Source organism: Pseudomonas sp. S37, assembly GCF_016658545.1.
Classification (GTDB): Bacteria; Pseudomonadota; Gammaproteobacteria; order Pseudomonadales; family Pseudomonadaceae; genus Aquipseudomonas.
This window is the reverse complement of sequence record NZ_JACVZC010000115.1, coordinates 1-20046: the sequence shown is the minus strand read 5'-3', so window position 1 is coordinate 20046 and position 20046 is coordinate 1. Positions and strand designations below refer to the sequence as shown.

The following is a 20046-nucleotide window of genomic DNA, read 5'->3' as shown; positions in this document are numbered from 1 at the left end:
GATCGAGGGGTGGGGGTGGGTATAAAGAATGCGTAAAGATCAGGGCGCATTACCTGTGGGAGCGGGCAAGCCCGCGAAGAGGCCGGCACATGGATATGCATAAACTCTAATCAAAACAATTCTCACTTGTGGTATTTTGCCGCCCTCGCTCGCTCGTCCGCCAAGGTGGCCCATGTCCGGTTCAGATCTGAAGGCACTCTATCTCGCCCACCGCGAAGAGATTCAGGAGTACCTGGACCGTCGCCTGCGTTGCAAGGAAACCGCAGCCGACCTGACCCAGGACACCTTCATTCGCCTTTCTGAACAGATGGGCCGCAGCCGCATCGAAAACTTCCGCGCCTACCTGTTCTCCAGCGCGCGCAACCTGTTCATCGACCATACCCGCCGCCAGCAGCACCGCAAGAGTGAACCTCTGGATTCGCCCGAGGCCAACGCAGTGGCCCAGCCATGCGCAAACCTGGAACAGGCCGCCATCGCCAACCAGCAACTGGCCGCATTGAACAGCGTGATCCAGAACATGCCCGCGCCCTGCCGCGAGGTATTCCTGATGGTGCGAGTCGAAGGCATGACCTATGTCGACATCGGCGCCCGCCTGGGTATTTCCCCCAAGACGGCCTACAGCCGCATGGTCAAGGCCCTGGAACTGTTGAAACAAGGCATGTCCCGGTGATGCAAGGCCTGCCACAATGCACCCACCCTGCTATTGCCTGTGAAGCGTTGAACCCATGAACCGCGAACCGCCGTTTACCGACCCCGCCTCGCTCGCCGACGACATCGGTCAACAGGCCAACGCCTGGTTCGCGTTGTTCCATGGCGGCGCGCCCAGCGCGGCACAGCGCGAGGCGTGGGCCGCGTGGATGGCGGCTGACCCGCGCCACGCCCTGGCCTATGCGGAACTGGAGAATCTCTGGGCTGCCTCGGCGCAGCTTCTGCAGCCGCCTGTGGCCAGGCAAACACCCCCGGCACGCCTCTCTCGCCGCCGCTTCATCGGCATGGGGATCGCCGCCAGTGCCGCAGCCGCCAGTGCCAGTGCCGGCCTGTTCTGGCTCAAAGGCATGGACACACCCTTCGCCGACCTGGGCACCGCGGTGGGTGAGCGACGTATCGCCCGCCTGCCCGATGGCTCGACGGTGGAGATGGCCGGGCATACCGCCATGAACCTGGATTTCTCGCCAACCCATCGGGTGGTCGAACTGCTGCATGGGCAGGCATTCTTCATGGCCCGCCCGAGCAGCGCAGGCCCTTTCACTGTGGTCAGCAAGGCCGGTGAATTGCGCTGCAGTGAAGCCGAGTTCACCTTGTCCTGCCACGCTGATACAGCGCAGGTAGCGGTACACCGACATCGCGTTCAGGTGCTGGCGGCCACCCAGCAGACCGAGCTGGAAGAAGGCCTGGCGCTAAGTTTCAGCCCACGCTCGACCGGTGATATACAGCGCGCCGAGCTGGAGCAGGTACTGGCCTGGCGCAGCGGGCGGCTGGTGTTCTTCAACCAGCCGTTGCAGGCGGTGGTCGATGAACTGCAGCGCTGGCGCGAGGGGCGCATCTTTATCATGGACAAGCAACTGGCGGCCCGCCGGGTCAGCCTGATCCTCAACCTGGAGCAACCCGGGCAAATGCTCGATGTGCTGTCCCGCGCACTGGCCGTGCGCACGGCACGCTATACCGACCTGGTTACCCTGCTCTACCCCGCTTGACCAAGAGGCAGGCGTGGCTTTGTTAAAAAACTTCAAAGTCCCATCAGACATTCAAATGCCTCATGCGTCTTAACGGCACTGAGAGTTATTCGCATATCTGTATTTGTATGGGGCGCCCCGAATGGCCACGCAACACGACCGCAACCTCTTGATCCACCCACGCTGGCAGCGCAGCCTGCTCAGCGCAGCAATGGCCTGTTCCATGCTGGCCGGCGCCCCCCAGGCGCAGTCGGCGCCTGCCGCGCCGGCGGCAAGCGCGCTACACAAGCTGTCGCTGAACATCCCGGCCCAGCCGCTGCGCCAGGCCCTGCTGGTGTTCAGCCAGCAAACCGGGCAAAACGTGCTGCTCGACGGCAATGTCGATGCCAGCCTGCGCAGCTCCGCGGTGGTCGGCAGCTATTCGGCCGAAGACGGCCTGGCGAGGTTGCTGCAAGGCAGTGGTTACAATTTCGCCCGTACCGATGCCGCAACCCTGTACCTGCTGCCCAGCGAGAGCCAGGGCGCCGGCAACCAGGTGACCCTGGCCCCCACGCAGGTGCAGTACCTGCAGGCCCAAAGCAATGGCCAGAGCCGCAGCTACCAGGCCAGGCCCGCCGCCAGTACCACACGCCTGGGCCTGAGCACTCGGGAAACGCCCCAGGCGGTGTCCAGCGTCACCCGCGAACAACTCGACGATTTCAAACTCAACAGCGTGAAGGACGCGCTGCGCAATGCCCCCACGGTCACCGTCGAGCAGTTCGAAACCGACCGCACGGCGTTCACCTCGCGCGGCTTCACCATCGATAACTTCGAATACGACGGCATGGGCATGCCCTTCTCGTCCGGTGTGCTGCTGGGCGACCAGGACCTGGCCGAGTTCGAGCAGATCGATGTGCTGCACGGTGCAAACGGCCTGATGAGCGGGGCCGGTAACCCATCGGCCACGGTCAACTTCGTGCGCAAAAGGCCGACCGACACCTTCCAGGCCAGGATTGGCGCCAGCATCGGCGCCTGGGACAACCGCCGCGCCGACCTGGATGTGAGCGGCCCCCTGACCGACAGCGGCAACGTGCGTGGGCGCTTTATCTACGCCCACGACAAGGGCAACTCGTACCTGGACCGCTACAGCCACGAACTGAATGTCACGGCAGGCCTGCTGGACTTCGACCTGAGCGAGGCAGACACCTTGACCGTGGGTTTCTCCGAACAGAAAAGCGATGCCAACGGCAGCACCTGGGGCGCACTGCCGATGGCCGACTACCAGGGCAACCCGATTCACTACGGCAGCCGCAGTTCCAGTATTGGCCAACCGTGGACCTACTGGAATATCCATACGCAACGGGCTTTTGCGGAACTGGCGCATGACTTTGGCGAGGGCTGGCAAGGCAAGGTGACGCTGACCGGGGTAAACCAGCATCAGGACACCCAGATGCTGTACGCCATCCCCTTCACCGCCGATGACGTGTTCGCTTACATCAACCGCACCACCAGTACCGAACACCAGCTCATTGGTGAAGCGCAGTTGTCTGGCCCTTTCGCCCTGTTCGGGCGAGAACACGAGCTGACGCTCGGCGCCAACTACGGCCGCAGTCGCCACGACGAACGCGGTCATTACCGCAACAGTTCCGGCAGCGAAATCGTCAGCCTGGCCGATGCACTGGCCGGCGCCGTGGTGAAACCGCCGCTGACCTACACCGACGAACTCAACACCCAACACTTCACCGACCGCCAGAAAAGCCTGTATGCCGGCGCACGTTTCAGTCTGGCCGATGACCTGCACTGGATTGCCGGCGCCCGTATGCTCAGTGCCGATGGCGACGGCATGGGTTATGGCGCCGCACACGATACCCGGGTGCACGGCAAGGTCACGCCCTACACCGGGCTGGTCTACGACCTGAATGCGCAGTGGAGTGTGTATGCCAGCTGGACCGAGATCTTCAAACCGCAGTACCTGCGCAGCAGCGCCGGGGGCGTGATCGAACCGCTGGAAGGCAAAAGCACCGAGTTGGGCGTGAAAGGTAGCCTGCTGGAAGACCGCCTGACCGTCAGCGCCGCCCTGTTCAAGACCGAGCAGCAGAACGTGGCGGTGACCACTGGCGAAATCGTCAATGGCCAGTACACCTACCGTGGCGAAGACAACGACAGCCATGGCGTGGAACTGGAAGCCTCGGGCGAGGCGATGCCTGGCCTGGACCTGGCTGCCGGTTACACCTATGTGCATATCGAGGATGACAAGGGCGACAAGACCCGCCGCTATGTACCCAGCCACAGCGTGCGTGGCAGTGTCACCTATCGCCTGCCGAGCCAGCCACAAGCCCGGGTTGGAACACGCGTGCAATGGCAAAGTGCGACACAGGCAGATGGTAACAGCCGCGTGCGCCAGGAGGCTTACGCGCTGGTGGACCTGATGGGGAGCTACGAATTCGATGAGCACTGGAGTGCGTCGTTGAACCTGAACAACGTGTTCGACCGCAAGTACCTGCTGTCGCTGTACCAGTCGGCGGGCTCCACCAACTACGGTGCGCCCCGCAACCTCACCGCATCGGTTACCTGGAAGTACTAGTTCGCAAGCGGTTCGCATACCCTGTAGGAGCGGCTTTAGCCGCGAAAAATCCAACGCGATGATGGCACCGGCTGCGCCGGTGTTCGCGGCTAAAGCCGCTCCTACAGGTTCTGCGCCATCCCTCAGAGCGGCGCCGTCCCTGTGGGAGCGGCTTCAGCCGCGAAGAGGCCAACCCAGGTTATTGGACGGGGGGCTGGTGCGCCGAGTTGCGGCTCCAGTCCAGCAACAGGCTGTAACCCACCGCCAGCAAGGTCGGCCCGATAAACAGGCCGATAAAGCCAAACGCCAGCAAGCCACCAAACACCCCCAGCAACACGATCACCAGCGGCAGGTTGCCGCCGCGGCTGATCAGGTACGGTTTGAGCACGTTGTCCACGCCGCTGATGATGAAGGTGCCCCAGATGCCCAGGAACACCGCCATGCCGTACTCGCCCTTCCACACCAGCCAGGCGGTAGCCGGAATCCAGGCCAGGGGTGGGCCCATGGGGATCAGGCTGAGCATGAAGGTCACCAGGCCCAGCACGATGGCCCCCGGCACGCCTGCAATCAGGAAGCCGATCAACGCCAGCAGGCCCTGCGCCGCCGCCGTGCCGATCACCCCGTTGACCACGCGCTGCACGGTACCGGCCACCAACTCCAGGTAGTACTCGGCACGCTCGCCCATCAACCGGTGCAGCAAGCGCAGCACGAACGCCGACAAGCGCGGCCCGTCACGGTAAAAGAAGAACACGAACACCAGGCTCAGGGTCAGCTCCAGCACCCCGCTGCCGATCTGCGCACTGCGCGCCAGCAACCAGTTGCCCACCTGCCCCAGGTAGGGTTTGACCGAGGCCAGCAAGGCCGCGCCCTGCTGGTCCAGCGACTGCCACCAACTGACCAGCCGCTCGCCTACGAACGGGATACCGCCTAGCCACGCCGGTGCATCGGGCAGGCCGTCGACCTGCACGTCACGCACGAACGCTGTGGCATCACGAATGTGGTCGGCCAGGTTGAACCCCAGCCATACCAGCGGCAGTGCCACGATCAGGATCCAGGCCGTGGTCAGCAGGCTGGCCGCCAGCGTCTCCCGCCCGCCCAGCACACGCGTCAGCAAGCGCATCAACGGCCAGCTGGCAAAGGCCAGGATGGCCCCCCACAGCAGCGCCGAAATGAACGGTGCCATCACCCACAGACCAGCACCCAGCAACGCCAACAGCAGAATCTGGACCAGCAGGCGATCATTGTTAACCATGGTGGCGCTCGTTCAACGGATCAGTTCAAGGTGCAGGCCATCGGTGGGCGCGGTGCCAACTTCGAGGCGGCCGTTACGCACGCCGGCCTTGGTCAGCGCCTCGCGCCAGGCCTCGGCCTGGGCGCCACTGAGGCTGGCGCGCAAGGTGCTGTCGAGGTTCAGGCTGCGGGCCAGCAGGCTCACCCAGGTGTCTTGCGGTGCAGCCAGGTCAGGGTAGTCCAGCTTGCCGGTGTCGCGCATTTCGCGCAGCACCGTGGCGGCGGTCGGCAGCAGGTCGCCCAGCGGGCTGCCGGCGACGAACTCCTCCACATGCAGGTAGGCACGGCGGTTGCCACGGGTAACGCTGTACAGCGCGACCAGGGTGTCGGCCTCTTCTGCCGAGCGGCGCAGCAGAATGAATGCCTGCTGTTCGTCACCACCATTGAGGCGGGCATTGGCAAACACATCGTTGGCCCACAGGCTGGCCTCGCCACAATCGCGGCCCTGGCACCAGAACAACGGGTAGCCACCGTCGCGCTGCAGCGCTTCGCGGGCGCTGGTGAAGGCTTCGCGAGCGCTGCGTTCGACCGGCAGTTCGTACGTGACCGAACTGACCTGACCGCGGCTTTCGACCTTGTCGTCCACCCGCAGTCGACCACTGATCTTGCGCAGCGGGCCCATCGGGTAAACGCGCTCCTGCTCCACGGCCGGGCGCTGGTCGACCACCTTGGCGTCTTGAGGCACCGGCAGGCTACCGGCCCACAGCAGGGGGCTGGCGAACGCCAGGCAGGCGGCGACGGCAGTACGGATGGCTGAAGGCGCGCTCATCGGCGAACCAGGCGGCGCTCTGCGCCGAAGTGAAGCTCCAGGATGTCTGGCAGTTGCATGGTTGTCTCCCTTTCAACCCGCCAAGCCTCGACACTTGTCCGGTGCAAGTCAAGCAAAGCCAAAGAAGCGATTGAAACAGTCTGCGACAAGGGCCGCGCCCTGTTCATCATTCAGGTGCAGGTGATGACCACCCGGCAGCGTCACCTGCTCAAAGGGTAGCTGCTTCAACAGGCTGGTGTGGCGCGCCAGCATGCCATCAGCGGCTACCACCAGTTGCGCCGGGCAGTTCACCCGGCGCACATAGGCCATGGCCTGGGCCTCGCTCAGGCGCACCGGCGACGGCAGGGTCAGCCGACTGTCGCTGCGCCAGCTGTAGCCACCCGGCACTGGCATCAGGCCACGCCGGGCCAACAGTTCGGCCGCCTCGCGGCTGACCGCGACCATGCCTTTCATGCGTGCCTGCACGCCCTGTTCCAGGGTCGTGTACACCGACTTGCGCTTGCCATCCAGGCGTAACTGGGCTTGCAACGCCATGCCCAGGCGCTCACCGGCATCCTGTTCGGCGCCGGTCGGCGGGATGACACCGTCGATCAAGGCCAGGTGGCTGACCCGCTCCGGCAACGCGCCGGCCAATTGCACCGAAATGATTGCCCCCAGCGAATGGCCCAGCAGGGCGAAACGCTGCCAGCCCAGTTGCTCGGCGACCCGCAGCACGTCATGGGCATAGTCGGCCAGGGCATAGCCGGCCCCCGGCGGGCGGTGCTCCGAGTAGCCATGCCCGGCCAGGTCCAGGGCAACGATGCGCAGCCCCTTCAGTTGCGGGGCCAGGCGGGCGAAGCTGTTGGCGTTGTCCAGCCAGCCATGCAAGGCGAGCACCGGTACCCCGTCTTCAGGGCCGAACAGGTGCGCGGCCAGTTCGATATGGCCCAGGCTCAGGCGGATTTCCTCAACCTGCGCGCTCATGCCTGGCTCCAGCGGTCGAACAGGCCCTTGATCAGGCTGGCGGTGTCTGCCGGCCGCTCCAATGGAAACATGTGCCCGCCCGGCACGCTGTGGTACTCCCCCATGGGCATGCCACGCACGGCCAAAGTGTGGTGGCGGCGAATGACGTTGCTCCGGTCGCCGCGCACCATGGCCAGCGGCACCTGCAACTGGCGCGCGGGGGCGGGGCTGGTATGCGGGATGCTGCGGTAGATGCTGATTTCGGTCGCCGGGTCGAAGCGCAGCTGCAGGCCTTGCTCCATCGTTTGCAGGCCGTGTTCTATGTAAGCATCGAGGCAGTCGGGGTCGAAATGGCGGAACAATGACTTGCCGGCGAAATAGTCCCGGGCACTGTCGCGGTCATTGAAGGTTTCACGACGGCCCAGGGTGCGCCCGGCCGGGGTAATGCGGTCGATGAAGCCAAAGCGCTTGGCAGTGCGCAGCAGCCACTGGTCGGCACGGGTCAGCACCGGCGAGTCGAGCATGACCACCCCACGGTAGTACTCAGGGCAGCGCAACGCCGCGTGCAGGTGCAATACCCCACCCAGCGAATGGCCGACGCCCCAGACCGGTTGATCCTGCTGCGCCAGGTGATGCAACAGCTCATCGACCAGGCTCTGCCAGTTGTCGTCCACCGGAAAGCGTGGATCGTGCCCGTGCTGGGCCAGGTGCTGCACGTGATAGTCCGGCGCCAGCGCGGCAAACAGCTTGCCGTAGGTGGCCGAAGGGAAACCGTTGGCATGAGCGAAGAAGATCTGCTGCGACATGGCGCCAGGTCCGGACGGGGATGATGGCCCATTGTCGGTATCGAAGGGGCTTTCGGCAATGTCCGGAAAGGTCATCGGCGGTGACGATCAGGCCATGAGGAGCGGTCGAAACTGTCCAGCGACCGCCGCAGGCAGGCCTGCATGTAGGCCAGTTGGCTCTCCAGCGCTTCACGGGCCAGATGCTGGTCCGGGTAGTCCAGTTGCAGGCGGCGCAAGGCCAGGCAGCTGGTTTGCAGCAGGTGGGATACGCGCTGGCAGGCGTGCTGCAGGGTGCGCAGGTCGTGCTCGCTCTGTTGCCTGGCGGTGGGCTCCAGTTCGGCGTTGCCCGCGAGCTTGTGCATCAACTGGTAAAGTTTGGCATCGGCGGACTCGCGCAGCAGGCTGTACTGGACAAAATCCAGCGAATCCCCCTGGTCAACCTTTTCGATGGTGGGTTGCAAGTCCAGGGAGCTCAATAGCTCCCGCATCACACCGGTCATTCGTCGCTCCCTGACTCTTTTGCTTTGGGGCAACGCTAGCAATGGATAGATGAATGCGGCAACTGACAAAAATGCCAGTTGCCTTTTCGAATTCCGGGGTACTTGTGGGAGCAACTGTCTTGCATGATTCCTCTGGCCAGCACAGACCCTGTAGGAGCGGCCTTGCGTCGCGATGGGCTGCGCAGCAGCCCCAGGGTTTCCGCACAGATGCACAAAATGCCGGGGCTGCTTTGCAGCCCATCGCGACGCAAGGCCGCTCCTACAGGATCTGTGCCTGCACTGAAGGTGATGCAGGTCAGGTGGGAGCGGGCGCGCCCGCTCCCACAGCGTCTCCAGTTCTCAAACCGGAGAATTAAGCGCTCGCAGGGTCATCAGCCCAGCCAGCGGCCACTCCCCTTCCAGCTCAGCCAGGCTGGCAGTACTCATGGCTGCCGGCTGTTGCTTGTGGCCATGCTCCAGCGCCCCAACCAGGGTGCCCACCAAGGGCTGGTGGCTGACCAGCAGCACATGCTCCAGCCCCAGCCGCTCGATTTCGCCGATGGCCTGCTGCACATCGCTCTCCGGGGTCAGCCACGGCACCGTACGCACCGGCTCAGCGAAGCCCAGGGTCTCATGCACCAGCGCCGCCGTCTGCTGGGCGCGCACGTAGGGGCTGGCGATAATCGCCTGCAACGGTTGCCCCAGCAGGCGAGCGGCACTGTGCAGCACCTGCTCGCGACCATGGGCAGTCAGGCGCCGCTCGGCATCGGTGTTGGCCCGTGGTTCTGCCTCACCGTGGCGCAATACCCACAGTTTCACAGCTTGGGTTCCTCGTCACGCGCCGGGTGCGGGGCCGGTGCTACCGCATGCGCAGCCTCGCCTTCCGGCGCACGCGCTGCCGGCCAGTCAGCGAACGGCCAAGGCTTCTGGTCGGTGTGGAAGCTGCCGAAACGGCCGATCTGCGCCAGGTACTGGCTCAGGCTGTCGCCGAAGTTCATCAGGCTGGCGCTGGGTGCGCCATAGACCAGGCGGTAGATCAGTTGCACCAGCACCAGGCCACCCAGCAGCAGTTCGGCCAGCTGCCAGACCACCAGGAACACCAGCATCCACAGCACCCGCAGGATGATCGACTCGCGCTGGGCGCGCTCCGGGGTATCGTTCATGTACCGCTCCTTGCTCTGTTCGGCTCAGTTGAAACCGCTGATGGAAATGAAATCGACATCGGTCTTGGGCTCGGCGCGCATCAGGTGTTCTATCACCTGGTTCAGCGTACGGCCTTCGAAGAGGATGGCATGCAGGCCCGCCACCAGCGGCATGTACACCTGTACCTCGTGGGCCTTGGCCTTGAGCACCTTGAGCGTGTTGACGCCTTCGGCCACTTCGCCCAGGCGGTTGACCGCCTCTTCCAGGCTCTGGCCCTGGCCCAGCGCGTAGCCCACCTGGTAGTTGCGGCTCTTGGGCGAGGAGCAGGTGACGATCAGGTCACCGACGCCGGCCAGGCCGAGGAAGGTCATGGGGTTGGCGCCCTGGCTGACGGCAAAGCGGGTCATTTCGGCCAAAGCCCGGGTAATCAGCATGCTCTTGGTGTTCTCGCCCATGCCCAGCGCCACGGCCATGCCGGCGATGATCGCATAGACGTTCTTCAGCGCCCCGCCCAGTTCGACGCCAAAGCGGTCGGCACTGGCGTAAACACGGAAGGTGCGCCCGTGCAGCACCTTTTGCACGTGCTGGCACAGCGCTTCGTCTTCGCTGGCGACCACCGTGGCGGTCAGCGCGTGCTCGGCGATCTCGCGCGCCAGGTTAGGCCCCGACAACACGCCGATGCGCGCCTCGGGGGCAATTTCTTCGAGGATCTGGCTCATCAGCTTGAAGCTCTGCGCCTCGATACCCTTGGTCAGGCTGACCAGGCCCTTGCCACGCAGCAGACCGGCGTGCGGTGCCAGCACGCTGCGCAAGGCGCTCGATGGCAGGGCAACGAACACCAGCTCGCAGGCCTGCAAGGTGGCCAGCAGGTCGTTGACCGGTTCGACGCCATCGTGCAAACGGATACCTTTAAGGTAACGCGGGTTCTCACGATTGAGGCGCATGGCCTCGGCCTGGGCCGGGTCGCGCATCCATTGGCGCACCGGCACACCGTTTTCCGCCAGCAGGTTCGCCACGGCGGTGCCGAAGCTGCCGCCGCCCAGAACTGCAACAGGTTGCTGTTCAGTCATATTCAATCCGTTAAAGCCAAAAGTTAAGTGGCGACCCCGCCATTATACGGCTCGCCTGCGACAGAACCAGTGTCAGTGCCGGCCCTTTCGCGGGTAAACCCGCTCCCACAGGGTCAGCACCACCTTCGGCCACGGTGCGGTCATTGTGGGAGCGGGTTTACCCGCGAAAGGGCCAATGCAGGTAAAGCAGATCACTGGCAAAACCTCCAAGGTCAGTTACCATGCCTGTTTCACTCCTGATACAAGGCTGCTCTGTGTTCCCTGGCACGCCCCCGTACCCGCGCCTGCTCATCCTCACCGCCCTGCTCGGCGGCCCGGCCGTGGCCGACGACTTGTTCATCGACAACACCGACCTGCCACAGGTTCTGACCGCCACGCGCCTGAAACAGTCCCCGGCAGCGGTGCCGGGCAGCATGACCGTGCTCGACAGCGAGCTGATCCGCGCCAGCGGCGCACGCGACATTCCTGAACTGTTGCGCCTGGTGCCAGGCATGATGATCGGCTATGGCGCCGGCAACCAGCCCACGGTCAACTACCATGGCAGCAACGTCAACGACGCCCGGCGCATGCAAGTACTGATCGATGGCCGCTCGGTGTACCGCGCCGGCCTGGCCACGGTGGACTGGAGCGACATCCCCCTGGCCATGGAGGATATCGAGCGCATCGAAGTATTCCGCGGCCCGAACACGGTCAGTTATGGCGCCAACGCGCTGATGGCCGTGGTCAACATCCTTACCCGCAACCCGGCCGACAGCCATGGCACGCGCATGAAGCTGACCCGCGGCCAGGACGGCATCAACGACTACTACCTCAGCCACGGCTTCGGCTGGGAGGGCGGCGACATGCGCCTGTCGGTCTCGGGCCAGCAGGACGACGGTTTTGACGAAAACCAGTTCGGCCAGGACTACCGCGACAGCCGCCGCCTGAACCGCTTCAACCTCAGCGCCAGCCACAACCTGGCCGTCGACCAGACCCTGGAATGGCAACTGGCGGCGAAGGAAGGCAGCAACCAGCGGCCCTATACCTACCAGCCGGTGTTCGCCAGCTATGAAGCCGGCAACAACGCCGACGTCAATGCCAAGGACTACGCCGGCTCAATACGCTGGACCAAGGATTTCAACGCCGAACACAGCCTGTACATCCAGGGCTCGGCGCAGCACTTTGACCGCCAGCAGGTCTGGCGCGCCTGCGATGCCTTGCAGTCGTTCAGCAGCGAGCTGACCCAGCTTTGGCAGATGAACCCCGACTTTGCCGAGAAAGTGGCACGAGGCGTTGCCCTGGGTGACCTGCCTGCCACCAGCGACCCGGTGCTCAGTGCGCTGTCGAACAAGGTGCAGGAACAATGGAAGGCCGGCGGCAGCCAGCCGGTCTGCGGCGATGTCGACCAGAGCACGCGCGAAACCCGCTACGACCTGGAAATCCAGGACACCCTGAGCCTGACCGACAGCCTGCGCCTGCTCAGCGGCATGAACTACCGCTATGATCGTGCCGACTCGCAGACCTATTTCAACGGCAGCCTCGACGACCAGACCTGGCGCCTGTTCGGCCAGTTGGAATGGCGTGCCGACGAGCACTGGATCCTGCAGGGCGGCGCCATGTTCGAGGACTCGCGGCTGTCCGGCAGCTCGCTGACCCCACGCGTCGCGGTCAACTACCTGATCACGCCGCGCCACGGCCTGCGCGCGGTGTATTCCGAGGCCGTGCGCTCGCCCGACATGTTCGAGAACAACGTCAACTGGAGCTACACGGTCAAGAACCTCACCCCCAATGCATTCGGCCTGCAAAACGGCCAGTACTTCGTCAAGACCCGTGGCCCCGGCGACCTCGAACAAGAGCGCATGCGCTCTCGCGAGCTGGGCTACAACGGCTATTTCAGCGACATCGACCTGAGCATGGACGTGAAGCTGTTCTACGACGAGATCACCGGCATGATCAGCGAGCCGCTGAAGAACAACCAGTACATCGCCAGCAATGCCAACAAGGCCCGGTTCACGGGCAGCGAGGCGCAACTGGACTGGCGCCCCACCCTGAACGACCGCCTGCGCCTGACCTACGCCTATGTCGATGCCTGGGCCAGCAACCCCGACGACCGCCGCCTCAGCGCACGCAACAGCGGCTCGGCCGGGTGGATGCACGAATGGGGGGCCGGCTGGTCGAGCGCACTGTTCTATTACGGCGACGATGCACTCAACGAGTACCGCTATGAACGCCTGGACCTGCGCCTGGCCAAGCGCTTTCGGGTGTATGGCAGCAACCTTGAGCTGGCGGCGCTGTGGCAACAGCGCCTGGACGATGAGCCGACCACGGCGGCCCAGAACCGCTACGACAGCCGCCACCGCCTGAGCGTCAGCGCGGAGCTGGAGTTCTGATGGCCTTGCTGCTGCGCCTGTTGCTGCTGTGCCTGTGGCCGCTGGGGCCGTTGTCGGCCGCCGAAATCCTGCTGGTCGGTGCCGAAGACCAGCCCGGCATCCGCAGTTTCGTCGCTGCACTGGAAAGCCGCCGGCCGCATGACCATGTGCATTTCCAGGCCACCGCCGACCTGCCGCGCCCGGGCAAGCTCAAGAGCGACCAGCGCCTGATCCTGCTCGATAATGCCGCGCTGGAGTGGCGCCTGGGCGAAACCGCCGGCCCTCCGGCCCTGGCCATGCGTGTCAGCCGGGTACAGGCTGAACAACGCCTGGGAAAGTCGCGCCCCGCGTTCCTCACCTTGCTGTGGAGTGACGCACCGCCTGGCCGGCAATTGCGCCTGGCGCGCTATCTGCTGCCGCAGGCCCAGCGCGTTGGTGTGCTGTACGGTGAGCACAGCAGCTTCCTGCTCGACGAATTGCGCCATGCCGCCCGCCCCCTGGGCCTGGAGATCGTTGCCCAGGACTGGTCCGACCCGCGCGACAACCGGCCGCTGCAGCACCTGCTGGGCAACAGTGACGTGCTGCTTGGCCTGGACGACCCCGACCTGTACAACTCCAAAACCGCAAAAAACCTGCTGCTAAGCAGCTACAGCCGGCAAATGGCCCTGATCGGCCCGAACGCGGGCTTTGTTCGCGCCGGCGCCCTGGCCAGCAGCTACAGCGACCAGGACGACTGGCTGGCAGAACTCGACCAGTTGCTCGACCAGCCGCCCGCGCGCTGGCCGCGCAGCTTGTATCCGGCGCACTACGGTGTCAGTGGCAACCAGCAGGTGGCCCGCGCCCTGGGCCTTGAACCGATCGATCCGAACGCCGCCGCCAAGGTCCTGGCCGAAGGAGAACCCACCCCATGAGCAAGCGCCTGAGCTGGGACATTCACACCCGCACCCAGATCATCAGCCTCGGCCCGGCTTTGCTGCTGACCTTGCTGCTGATCAGCTTCTTTACCTTCGTGCGTATCCAGGACTTGCGCCAGGAGCTCAACCACACGGGGCAACTGATCGCCAACCAGCTGGCACCCGCGTCGGAATACGGGGTGATTTCCGGCAACAACGAAGTACTCGAAGGGCTGATGCGCGCCACCCTCAGCATCCCGCACGTGCGTTTCCTCGAGGTGCAGGACAGCCGCAACCACATTCTGGTGTACGTCGAGCAATCTGATGAAAGCACCAACCGTGCCCAGCAGGTCGAAGTGTTCCAGGCGCCCATCCGCCTGCAACAGATCCGCCTGGACAACGACTTCCTGCAACAGGGTAAGGCCACCACCCCGGCCATCGGTGACGACTACCTGGGCCGGGTGATCGTCGGCATGTCCGATGACGCCTTCAGCCAGCGTCAGCAGGAAATCGTGATCAAGGCCGGCATCCTCGCGCTGTTCGCCCTGCTGTTCACCTTCATGCTGGCGCGCCGCCTGGCCCTGAGCCTGGCCAAGCCGATCAGTGACATGGGCCATGCCGTCAAGGCCATTCAGCAAGGCGAGTACAACACCCCGTTGCCGGTGGTCGACGACAGCGAACTGGGCCACTTGGCGCGGCATATCAACAACCTGGCCAGCGCCCTGGAGCAGGCCAGCGACGAACAGAAGCAGGCCATTGCCGAGTTGGTCCAGGCCCGTGAAGAGGCCGAGCAGGCCAACCGCGCCAAATCGGACTTCCTGGCCATGATGAGCCACGAACTGCGCACCCCGATGAATGGCGTGCTGGGCATGCTGCAACTGCTGGAAACCACGACGCTCAGCAATGAACAGGCCGATTACACGGCGGTAGCCAGCGAGTCCACCGGGCACTTGCTGAAAGTAATCAACGACATTCTCGACTTCTCGCGCATCGAACGGGCGGCGCTGCAACTGGAACACATCGATTTCAACCTCGGCGAGCTGATTACCAGCAGTGTCCAGTCATTCCAGCACAGCGCCCAGCAGCGCGGCCTGGGCCTGCACCTGCAACTGCCAAGCGGCCTCGAACAATTGCAGGTTAACGGCGACCCCACACGCATCCGCCAGATTCTGCTCAACCTGGTCGGCAACGCACTGAAGTTCACCGAACGTGGCCAGGTGCAGGTCGAGGCCCGCTGGCAGGTACTCGACCAGCAACTGATCTGGCTGACCTGCAGCGTGCGTGACACCGGGATCGGCATCGACAGCGACCGCCTGGAAATGATGTTCGTCGCTTTCCAGCAAGCCGACAGTTCGATTTCCCGACGTTATGGCGGCACCGGGCTGGGGCTCTCTATCGCCCGTACCCTGGCCGAGCGCATGGGTGGCAAGCTGCGCGGCGAAAGCCGTGTAGGCCTGGGTTCGACCTTTACCCTGGAGATGCCCCTGGCCCTGGCCAGCCCTGCCCCTGTGCCGCTGCCGCGGCCAACGGATGCGCCCTCACCCGCCCCCAACGGTGAACAAGTACTGCTGGTAGAGGACAATCCGGTCAACCAGAGCGTCATCGAAGCCATGTTGCGCAGCCTGGGGCTGACCGTGTGCACGGCCGAAGATGGCCTTGAGGCGGTCAACCTGGTCGGCCGGCAACGCTTTGCCGCCGTGCTGATGGACTGCCGGCTGCCGCAGATGGACGGCTATGAAGCCACCCGGCGCATCCGCCAGCTGGCCAACGGCGCCGGCATACCGATCATCGCCCTGACGGCCAATGTGCTCGACGGTGACCGCGAGCGCTGCATGGCCGCCGGCATGGACGACTACCTGAGCAAACCCTTGCGCCGCACCGAACTGCAGCGCGTATTGCAACGCTGGTTACCCGGCCAGACAACCGCGACTGGCGATAAATGCTAAAGTGCGGCAGTCTTAAACACTGGACAGGACCTTCATCGGACCTGAAAATAGACGTTTCAGTGCACACCTGTACTTCTTTCGCCAGGTGCGCTGTGACTTTCACCACAACGCAATAGTCTACCTGTAGGCTACCGCCCCGAAGCCGTTGGTTATCGGGCCGGTCGGGAAGATTCATCCCCTGCCACAGGGGGTTATTGAGGAGCTCGCATGACCAAACAACACGCCTTTACTCGGGAAGACCTGCTGCGCTGCAGTCGCGGTGAGCTGTTCGGCCCAGGTAATGCGCAACTGCCCGCGCCGAACATGCTGATGGTCGATCGCATCACCCATATCAGCGAAGAAGGCGGCAAGTACGGCAAAGGTGAGTTGGTCGCCGAGCTGGATATCACCCCGGACCTGTGGTTCTTCGCCTGCCACTTCGAAGGCGACCCGGTCATGCCGGGCTGCCTGGGCCTCGACGCCATGTGGCAGCTGGTCGGTTTCTTCCTCGGCTGGCAGGGCCTGCCGGGCCGCGGCCGCGCCCTGGGTTCGGGCGAAGTGAAGTTCTTCGGCCAGGTATTGCCTACCGCCAAGAAAGTCACTTACAACATTCACATCAAGCGCGTCCTGAAGGGCAAGCTGAACATGGCCATCGCCGATGGCTCGGTCAGCGTCGACGGCCGCGAGATCTACACTGCCGAAGGCCTGCGGGTCGGCGTGTTCACCTCCACTGACAATTTCTAAGGGTTATTCGCATGCGCCGCGTCGTTATCACTGGTCTGGGCATCGTTTCGTGCCTGGGCAATGACAAAGCTACCGTCACCGAAAACCTGCGCAACAGCCGTCCGGGTATCCGTTACAACCCGGAATACAAGGAAATGGGGCTGCGTAGCCAGGTTTCCGGGTCCATCGACCTCAACCTCGAAGAACTGATCGACCGCAAGGTTTACCGTTTCGTCGGCCACGCGGCTGCCTACGCCTACCTGGCGATGCAGGACGCGATCAAGGATTCCGGCCTGACCGAAGAGCAGGTGTCCAACCCGCGTACCGGCCTGGTGGCTGGCTCCGGCGGCGCCTCGACCCTGAACCAGATGGAAGCGCTGGACACCCTGCGCGAGAAAGGCGTCAAGCGCGTCGGCCCATACCGTGTAACCCGTACCATGGGCAGCACCGTTTCGGCATGCCTGGCCACCCCGTTCAAGATCAAGGGTATCAACTACTCGATCTCGTCGGCCTGCGCCACCTCGGCTCACTGCATCGGTACCGCGCTGGAGCAGATCCAGTGGGGCAAGCAGGACATCGTCTTCGCCGGTGGCGGTGAAGAAGAGCACTGGAGCCAGTCGTTCCTGTTCGATGCCATGGGCGCCCTGTCGACCAAACGCAACGAAACCCCGGAACTGGCCTCGCGCGCCTACGACGCTGACCGTGATGGCTTCGTCATCGCTGGCGGTGGCGGCATGGTCGTGGTCGAGGAGCTGGAACACGCCCTGGCCCGTGGCGCCAAGATCTACGCCGAAATCGTTGGCTACGGTGCAACTTCCGACGGCTACGACATGGTTGCCCCGAGCGGCGAAGGCGCCATCCGCTGCATGCAGCAGGCGCTGTCCACCGTCGACACCCCGATCGACTACCTGAACACCCACGGCACCTCGACCCCGGTCGGTGACGTTGCCGAAATGAAAGGTGTTCGCGCCGTGTTCGGCGACAAGGCACCGAAAATCAGCTCGACCAAGAGCCTGTCGGGCCACTCGCTGGGCGCCGCTGGCGTGCACGAGGCGATCTACTGCCTGCTGATGATGGAAAACAACTTCATCGCCGGCTCCGCCAACATCGACGAGCTGGACCCGGAGGTCGCCGACCTGCCGATCCTGACCAAAACCGAAGAGAACGCTAAACTCACCACCGTGATGAGCAACAGCTTCGGCTTCGGCGGCACCAACGCCACCCTGGTGCTCAAGCGCTGGGAAGGCAAGTAAGACGCTGCCGCTGTAAATGAAAACGCCCCGACTGGTTCGGGGCGTTTTTATTTGTATTGCCTGTGCCGGCCTCTTCGCGGGTAAACCCGCCCCCACAAGATCATCACAAGCCCGAATGCGATGCGGTCCCTGTGGGAGCGGGTTCACCCGCGAATAGGCCGGCACAGGTCACTGCTGCACCTTAGGCAACACCCCCAGAAAATTCTCCCGGGCCACTTTGTTGGCCACCTGTTCCGGCAACGCATCCAGAAACGGCCTGAACCCGTGCATCTGCTCGCCCAAACTGCCAAACCGCCCCACCAAATCCGACCCCAGCATGAACCGCTCCGGGTATTGCTCGACCAACGCCAGCCACTCCTTGCGCGGCACACCCTTGTCATCCAGCAGATACGGCTCCAGCACACTCCACGACAAGTCGACATACAGGTTCGGGTAATCCTCCAGCAACCGCGTCAGCACTGGCAGTAAAAAGTCCATCTGCGTCTGATGCCGGTGTATCTCCATGCTGCTGCCGGCATGCGCCCAGATAAACCGCGTGTGCGGGTGATTGCGCAGCGGCTCTTCGATCTCTGCCAGGTACAGCGGATTGCGCTCGCGTTTGGAGGTGATGTTGGAATGCAGCAGCACAGGCAGGTCGCGCTCTGCGGCCAAATGGTAGATGCGCGTCATGGCCTCATTGTTGGCACGCGGCGTGTCACCGCTGGTCAAGGCGGTCAGGTCATCATGGCGGGTGAACACCTCACCGATGCCCTGCCATAGCCCTGGGTACATGTCGAGCATGCGCTCGATATGGCTGACGGCATTCTTGTCCACCGGGTTGAAGCCAGTCAGGAACGGGTGAAAGCGTTTACGCTGATCCGCCGGCAACTGCTGCAGGGCGGCAGCCACATAAGTGTCAGTGGCGCTGTACCAGTAGGCATCGGCATCGTCACCGGCGTAGTAGCGTGGCCGCTTGGGCTCGTCTTCGTGCCACTTCTTGGCCACCGGAATGCCGGAAATCATCGATTGGTCGATGCCTGCGGCATCCATGGCCTTGAGCAACGCTGGCATGCCTTCACTTTCCTGAAAGAAGTCCACGTAGTGCAGGTGGGCATCGCTGTAGCGGTAGTCGCGCGCCTGGGCCGCCTGGCACAAACAGGCGGATAACAGTACGCTGGCCAGCGCTCTGGCAATCATGGGGCAGCTTCCTTATCCGGGTACGAAAAGAGTAGACCGGCTGGCCAACGAGACGGTTCAGCCGCAACGGGCAAACCGTTATGCTTCAAGCATCGCCACTTCGCCTGGAGCCGTCCCCATGAGCAGCCCACTGGTCATCCGCCCCCGCGCCGAATCGGTCGAGGGCCAGCCGATCCTGCGCCCGCTGCCCTCGGCGCAGTGCCGCAGTGTCGGCCCGTTCGTGTTTTTCGACCACATGCTCGAAACCGACTATGCCCCGGGGCATGGCATGGACATCCGCCAGCACCCGCATATCGGCCTGTCGACCCTGACCTACCTGTTCGAAGGGGCGATCCTGCACAAGGACAGCCTGGGCTCGGACCAACGTGTGCTGCCCGGTGATGTCAGCTGGATGACCGCCGGCAGCGGCGTGGCCCACGTCGAGCGCACGCCTGCGGACGCCCTGGCGCATGGCTCGCGCTTGCATGGCCTGCAGGTGTGGCTGGCATCGCCGCGCGAGCATGAGCAAGGCGCCGCCAGCTATAGCCATCACCCGGCAGCCAACCTGCCGGTCAGTGACAACCTCGGGGTGCGCATCTGCATGATTGCCGGCAGCGGGTTTTGCCTGGCGTCACCGGTGCCGGTGCTGTCCCCTACCCTCTATGCGCATGTACGGATGCAGCCGGCGACTACCTTGCGGGTGCCGACTGAGCATGCGCAGCGGGCGCTTTATGTGCTCGATGGCGAGTTGGTGATGAACGACGAGGACGTGGCGCCGTGCAGCCTGGTGGTGCTGCCGGAGGGCGAAGAGGTGATGCTGTATGCTGAGAGTGAGTGTCAGCTGGTGCTGATTGGTGGGGCGCCGCTGGATGGGCCGCGGCGGATGAACTGGAATTTTGTGGCCAGTGAACCGGAGCTGATCGAACGGGCCCGGGCCAGGTGGGCGGCGGGGGATTGGCCTGTGGTGCCGGGGGAAACTTCTAGGATCGAGTTGCCTAGGTGATTTTGGGGCTGCTTTGCAGCCCATCGCGACACAAGGCCGCTCCTACAGGGGGC

At 63.9% G+C, this 20046-nt stretch carries 18 protein-coding genes; 9 read left to right on the top strand and 9 right to left on the bottom strand.

Annotated features, from left to right (window positions below):
* The first annotated feature begins 172 nt into the window (after positions 1 to 172).
* From IAE39_RS24475 to IAE39_RS24465, 3 genes are all read left to right on the top strand, one after another.
* Complete coding sequence (locus IAE39_RS24475; protein WP_201207087.1) at positions 173 to 670, top strand: RNA polymerase sigma factor; 498 nt, start codon at positions 173 to 175, stop codon at positions 668 to 670.
* Positions 671 to 725: 55 nt separating this feature from the next.
* The gene (locus IAE39_RS24470; RefSeq protein WP_201207086.1) at positions 726 to 1694 is read left to right on the top strand and encodes a FecR family protein; all 969 of its coding nucleotides are present in this window, start codon (positions 726 to 728) and stop codon (positions 1692 to 1694) included.
* Positions 1695 to 1815: 121 nt separating this feature from the next.
* Positions 1816 to 4236: a TonB-dependent siderophore receptor gene (locus IAE39_RS24465; RefSeq protein ID WP_201207085.1), complete on the top strand. Its 2421-nt coding sequence runs from the start codon at positions 1816 to 1818 to the stop codon at positions 4234 to 4236.
* Positions 4237 to 4414: 178 nt separating this feature from the next.
* On the opposite strand, the gene IAE39_RS24460 is transcribed toward IAE39_RS24465, so the two are convergent.
* From IAE39_RS24460 to IAE39_RS24425, 8 genes are all read right to left on the bottom strand, one after another.
* On the bottom strand, positions 4415 to 5467 hold the full coding sequence (locus tag IAE39_RS24460) for an AI-2E family transporter (protein ID WP_201207084.1): 1053 nt from the start codon (positions 5465 to 5467) through the stop codon (positions 4415 to 4417).
* A gap of 12 nt (positions 5468 to 5479) precedes the next feature.
* The gene (locus IAE39_RS24455; RefSeq protein ID WP_201207083.1) at positions 5480 to 6274 is read right to left on the bottom strand and encodes a DUF4892 domain-containing protein; all 795 of its coding nucleotides are present in this window, start codon (positions 6272 to 6274) and stop codon (positions 5480 to 5482) included.
* A 108-nt stretch (positions 6275 to 6382) separates the two neighbouring features.
* Positions 6383 to 7237, bottom strand: a complete 855-nt coding sequence (locus IAE39_RS24450; protein ID WP_201207082.1) for an alpha/beta hydrolase — start codon at positions 7235 to 7237, stop codon at positions 6383 to 6385.
* Positions 7234 to 8022, bottom strand: a complete 789-nt coding sequence (locus IAE39_RS24445; protein ID WP_201207081.1) for an alpha/beta fold hydrolase — start codon at positions 8020 to 8022, stop codon at positions 7234 to 7236. The genes IAE39_RS24450 and IAE39_RS24445 overlap by 4 nt, the downstream gene beginning before the upstream one ends.
* Positions 8023 to 8093: 71 nt before the next feature.
* Complete coding sequence (locus IAE39_RS24440) at positions 8094 to 8489, bottom strand: hypothetical protein (RefSeq protein WP_201207088.1); 396 nt, start codon at positions 8487 to 8489, stop codon at positions 8094 to 8096.
* Between the two features lie 351 nt (positions 8490 to 8840).
* Positions 8841 to 9299, bottom strand: coding sequence for a phosphohistidine phosphatase SixA (sixA, locus tag IAE39_RS24435; RefSeq protein ID WP_201207080.1), 459 nt, complete (start codon positions 9297 to 9299; stop codon positions 8841 to 8843).
* Positions 9296 to 9643, bottom strand: coding sequence for a DUF4389 domain-containing protein (locus IAE39_RS24430; protein WP_201207079.1), 348 nt, complete (start codon positions 9641 to 9643; stop codon positions 9296 to 9298). Before IAE39_RS24430 ends, sixA begins: the two co-directional genes overlap by 4 nt.
* Before the next feature lie 24 nt (positions 9644 to 9667).
* On the bottom strand, positions 9668 to 10693 hold the full coding sequence (locus IAE39_RS24425) for an NAD(P)H-dependent glycerol-3-phosphate dehydrogenase (protein ID WP_201207078.1): 1026 nt from the start codon (positions 10691 to 10693) through the stop codon (positions 9668 to 9670).
* Positions 10694 to 10914: 221 nt separating this feature from the next.
* On the opposite strand from IAE39_RS24425, the gene IAE39_RS24420 reads away from it, so the two are divergent.
* The 5 genes from IAE39_RS24420 to fabB all read left to right on the top strand — a co-directional run bounded on the left by IAE39_RS24420 (position 10915) and on the right by fabB (position 17835).
* Positions 10915 to 13062, top strand: a complete 2148-nt coding sequence (locus IAE39_RS24420; protein WP_201207077.1) for a TonB-dependent receptor plug domain-containing protein — start codon at positions 10915 to 10917, stop codon at positions 13060 to 13062.
* Entirely contained in the window at positions 13062 to 13952 is an 891-nt protein-coding gene (locus tag IAE39_RS24415; protein ID WP_201207076.1) for an ABC transporter substrate-binding protein, read from the top strand. Before IAE39_RS24420 ends, IAE39_RS24415 begins: the two co-directional genes overlap by 1 nt.
* Entirely contained in the window at positions 13949 to 15880 is a 1932-nt protein-coding gene (locus IAE39_RS24410; RefSeq protein ID WP_201207075.1) for an ATP-binding protein, read from the top strand. The genes IAE39_RS24415 and IAE39_RS24410 overlap by 4 nt, the downstream gene beginning before the upstream one ends.
* Before the next feature lie 207 nt (positions 15881 to 16087).
* On the top strand, positions 16088 to 16603 hold the full coding sequence (gene fabA / locus IAE39_RS24405; RefSeq protein ID WP_008089108.1) for a 3-hydroxyacyl-[acyl-carrier-protein] dehydratase FabA: 516 nt from the start codon (positions 16088 to 16090) through the stop codon (positions 16601 to 16603).
* Positions 16604 to 16614: 11 nt separating this feature from the next.
* On the top strand, positions 16615 to 17835 hold the full coding sequence (fabB, locus tag IAE39_RS24400) for a beta-ketoacyl-ACP synthase I (RefSeq protein WP_201207074.1): 1221 nt from the start codon (positions 16615 to 16617) through the stop codon (positions 17833 to 17835).
* Between the two features lie 168 nt (positions 17836 to 18003).
* On the opposite strand, the gene IAE39_RS24395 is transcribed toward fabB, so the two are convergent.
* A complete protein-coding gene (locus IAE39_RS24395) occupies positions 18004 to 19011 on the bottom strand; it encodes an amidohydrolase family protein (protein WP_201207073.1) in 1008 nt (335 codons plus the stop codon).
* A 118-nt stretch (positions 19012 to 19129) separates the two neighbouring features.
* On the opposite strand from IAE39_RS24395, the gene IAE39_RS24390 reads away from it, so the two are divergent.
* Positions 19130 to 19993 (top strand): pirin family protein, encoded by an 864-nt coding sequence (locus tag IAE39_RS24390; protein ID WP_201207072.1) that lies wholly within the window; start codon positions 19130 to 19132, stop codon positions 19991 to 19993.
* Positions 19994 to 20046 lie beyond the last annotated feature (53 nt).